Origin of the sequence: Candidatus Synechococcus spongiarum SH4, from assembly GCF_000586015.1 — a bacterium.
Classification (GTDB): domain Bacteria; phylum Cyanobacteriota; class Cyanobacteriia; order PCC-6307; family Cyanobiaceae; genus Synechococcus_B; species Synechococcus_B spongiarum_F.
This window is the reverse complement of record NZ_JENA01000171.1, coordinates 1-3,661: the sequence shown is the minus strand read 5'-3', so window position 1 is coordinate 3,661 and position 3,661 is coordinate 1. Positions and strand designations below refer to the sequence as shown.

Here is a 3,661-nt window from a genome sequence, read left to right as displayed (position 1 = left end):
GACGATTGTCTCCTCGGACTCCTTGTGGTCGGACCTGTTTACAGGCCAAATTTGGACTTGGACCGCAAAGAAGAGTTGCTCATGGGACTATCCAACCAGATCAAACCGATCAGCTATCTCAAAGCCCATGCCTCGAAGATCGTCGGCGCCCTCCGGGAGAAAGGAGAGCCGATCATCATCACGCAGAACGGCGAAGCCAAGGCGGTGCTTCAGGACATCGACAGCTTCACGAAGGCCCAAGAGACGATGGCGCTGCTCAAGATTCTCGCCCTCGGCAACCAGCAGATTGAGGCCGCTCAGGTGGAACCCGCCACTGATGTGATTGCCCGGCTTCGAGAGGGACAACCGCACCACTGATGACCTTCCAGGTTCAGCTCACCAAAGACGCTGCCCGCGACCTCAAAGAGATCTGGGACTACATCAGCCATCACGATGGGCCGGCTCGGGCAAGCCAGGTTGTGGACCGAATCGAAACGGCATTCCAACGCCTGTCTGAGTACCCCCAGCGTGGAAGCTATCCGAAGGAGTTACTGGACATCGGGGTACGGGACTACCGCGAGATCCTTGTCAAACCCCACCGCATCATCTACCGGGTGATTGGGCACACCGTCTACGTCCTGATCATGGCAGACGGGCGGCGTGACATGCAGACGTTGCTGCAGCGGCGCCTGCTGCAAGCGTAGTCGCTTCCTGCCGATCAGGCCATTGATCCTCGGTCCCTTGCTGGCCGTGCCTGATCCGCACCGAGTGCTCGGACTCCTGGTCATGTGACAAAGCATGAACTCACACGATCTCTGCTCAATGTGAACCTGGTCACCCAGTCCAAGGTCATCTGGAACCTGCCTCAGTTCCGCCACCACGGAATTCGCGCAATCAGAGCGGAACTGGACGGAGAATTCGACGCCAACCCTAAGCTCTTCTCCTGAGCGCAGCTTAGGCAGCATCTTCGTTATTGGCGGAGAATCGCCTGGCCCACCATCAATACGACATCCTGGAAACCCTGGAGACCGGCCTTGAGTTGCTGGGTGCCGAGGTGAAGTCCATTCGTGCCGGCAAGGCCAATTTGCGGGACGGCTTTTGCCTCATCCGTGACGGGCAGCGTTGGCTCCATAACGTTCACATTCCCCCCCACCAGCAGGCGGGCAATTATTTTAACCACGAGCCCTTGCGGACGCGGCGGGTGCTGGCCCGGCGGCGGGAGATCAATCGCCTGGAGGTGGGGTGGCCCAGAAGGGACTCACCCTGGCGCCCCTCAATCTTCACCTGAAAGGCTCCTGGATCAAGCTGAGCCGGCCCTGGGGCGGGGGCGCAAGCTCCACGACAAACGCCGCCACGACCGCACCAGGGAGGACTGCCAGCCATGGGCGCTGCCCTGGGGCGACCCTGAAGCCGCCCCCTATGGCCGTGGTTGTCGTAGCCCCCGCTGCGCCAGCCATTGGGCATCAAACAGGCGGGACTGGTAACGGCTGCCGGAGTCACAGAGCACGGTGACAATGCAATGGCCCGCCCCCATCTCCCGGGCCACCCGCGCCGCCGCCGCCACGTTGATGCCCACGGATCCGCCCATGAACAGTCCTTCCTGCCAGAGCAGGTCGTAGATGGTGTTGAGGGCCGTCTGGTCGTCAACGCGGATAGCCTCGTCCACGGGGGCGCCAGCCAGGTTGGCGGTGACCCGGCTGTTGCCGATTCCTTCGGTGACGGAGGAGCCGCTGATGCTGACGGTTCCCGTGCTGAACCAGGAGTGGAGACCGCTACCGTGGGGGTCCGCCAGCACACAGCGCACAGCGGGGTTTTGCTCCTTCAAATAGCGGGCCACACCGGCATAGGTTCCCCCCGTACCGGTTGCGGCGACCCAGGCATCCACCCGGCCACCGGTTTGCTGCCAGATTTCCGGCCCTGTGGTGGCGTAGTGGGCATCCCGGTTGGCCGTGTTGTCGAACTGATTGGCCCAAACAGCCCCCGGTAGTTCCTGGGCCAGGCGGCCGGAGAACTTCACGTAATTGTTGGGGTCCCGGTAGGGCACGGCCGGCACCGTGCGCACCTCAGCCCCCAGAGTGCGCAGCAGGCTGATTTTCTCCTCGGACTGGGTTTCCGGAATCACGATCAGGGCCCGGTAGCCCTTGGCATTGCAGATGTGGGCCAGGCCGATGCCCGTATTGCCGGCCGTTCCCTCCACAACGGTTCCACTGGCCACCAGGGCGCCCGATGCCTCGGCCTGTTGCACGATGCCAAGGGCGGCGCGATCCTTCACCGACCCCCCTGGATTCATGAACTCGGCCTTGCCAAGGATCTGGCACCCGGTCGCTTCGCTGAGGCGCCGCAGACGAATCAGTGGAGTGTTGCCGATGGCTTCCACGAAACCTTCGGTCATGCCCACCATGGTGCTACTGCCAATGTCCAGGCTTTGATGCTACCCACTGCCCCGGCATTCCCCCACACCCAGCATAAGGTAACCCGAGTTCTGGATAAGGGGCTGGTGAGGAGTAGTTGATTCAGGACTCAGAAGAGGAGGGAGAAGCGGAGGCCGAGGGAGTATTCCGGGTGGGAAGCGGAGGAGCGGGTATCCTGCTGTTCTCCTTCGAGGGAGAGTTCCCAAGGCGTAGTCTCTCCCGGTTGGGGAGCATAGGGTGCCAGGGACCACAGCAGGGTGTAGGCGCTGCTGGTGGGGGAGAGGGCCAAGGTCACCCCTGGGGTCATGGTGAGGCGGTCGTTGAAGGCGGGGAAGCCGTAGGCCAACTGCGCCTCGAACTGCTGCCCCCCGCTGCTGGCGTCGTCCAACCCCTCCATGCCGGCGGGATTGAGGAGGGCATCCATGCCGGATGCGGGTGCGCCCATGGTGTGACCTATGGCGAGGGAGGGTCCCCGATTGGTGGGGTCGGGTTCCCAGGCGAAGGAGAGGGCCAAGCTCTGCTCCCGGAACTCCTCCTCCATATGAGTCACCAGAGAGCGGCCCTTGACTTGGGCGCTAATACCCCGTTGTGGATCGTTCCATGCCAGAGCTGCCCCCACCTCCAGCCCGAAGCCGGTTTCCCCATCGCCGCTGTCCTGTCTCATGCCCACCTCCAGCGAGGGGAGCAGCGCCGCACCGTTGGCCAGGGGGAAGGGGCGGCCCGCCTCCAACCCCACCCGCAGCCGGGAGACGCTGCCCTCACTGGAGGAGAGAGCATCCACCTGCTCGGTGGTGGTCCTCTGGCTCAGCAGGTCGATGGTGGTGGTGAGGCTCAGCCCCTCGGCGCCGCCATCCAGCAGCAAGCCATCCAGCCCCACGGCGCCCATCACCATGGTGCTGCCGGGCCGGTACTCCCTGTTGCTCCCGTCGTCCGGTGTGACGGAGAGCTTGCCCCAGCCGTACCCGGCCACGGCCCAGACGCCCAGTCGTGGGGTGAGGGCATAACGGCCATAGGGGAACAGGCCAAGCAGGGTGCTGCTGAGGTCTGCATCGTTACCGTCCTCTCCGGCGTAGGAGCCGTTGCCCCAGGAGTGGGAGAGGGCAGCGCCAGCCAGCCAGCGCTCCGTCCGCCAGTCCGCGCCAACCAGGGCGGTGCCCACATCCCCAGTCAGGGAGAGGGTGGCTTCCTGTCCACGGAAGGAGGAGAGCGCCCCTTCACCCCAGACGGCAAGCCGGGGTGTTGCCCCCTCTTCCAGCCCTTGCCCAGCTGTT

The 3,661-nt window shown here is 63.9% G+C and carries 4 protein-coding genes and 1 pseudogene; 3 read left to right on the top strand and 2 right to left on the bottom strand.

The window, feature by feature from the left end; all coding sequences use genetic code 11:
- The 3 genes and pseudogenes from BG35_RS0107710 to smpB all read left to right on the top strand — a co-directional run.
- Positions 1 to 357: type II toxin-antitoxin system Phd/YefM family antitoxin (locus BG35_RS0107710; RefSeq protein ID WP_236619825.1), on the top strand; the 357-nt coding region annotated here is incomplete at its 5' end.
- A complete protein-coding gene (locus BG35_RS0107705) occupies positions 357 to 683 on the top strand; it encodes a type II toxin-antitoxin system RelE/ParE family toxin (RefSeq protein WP_025782367.1) in 327 nt (108 codons plus the stop codon). The genes BG35_RS0107710 and BG35_RS0107705, both read left to right, overlap by 1 nt.
- A 269-nt stretch (positions 684 to 952) precedes the next feature.
- Positions 953 to 1,349: pseudogene (gene smpB, locus BG35_RS10935) on the top strand (SsrA-binding protein SmpB); the annotation flags it as partial.
- Between the two features lie 47 nt (positions 1,350 to 1,396).
- Here the strand turns inward: smpB and BG35_RS0107690 are convergent.
- Positions 1,397 to 2,380, bottom strand: a complete 984-nt coding sequence (locus BG35_RS0107690) for a cysteine synthase A (protein WP_080688094.1) — start codon at positions 2,378 to 2,380, stop codon at positions 1,397 to 1,399.
- A 119-nt stretch (positions 2,381 to 2,499) separates the two neighbouring features.
- A partial coding sequence (locus BG35_RS13140) for an autotransporter outer membrane beta-barrel domain-containing protein (protein WP_034417862.1) occupies positions 2,500 to 3,661 on the bottom strand: 1,162 nt, incomplete at its 5' end.

What these genes read in the sequence shown, in the direction of transcription:
- BG35_RS0107705 (WP_025782367.1), top strand. Translation starts at nt 357, where the DNA reads ATGACCTTCCAGGTTCAGCTCACCAAAGACGCTGCCCGCGACCTCAAA.
- BG35_RS0107690 (WP_080688094.1), bottom strand. Translation starts at nt 2,380, where the DNA reads ATGGTGGGCATGACCGAAGGTTTCGTGGAAGCCATCGGCAACACTCCA.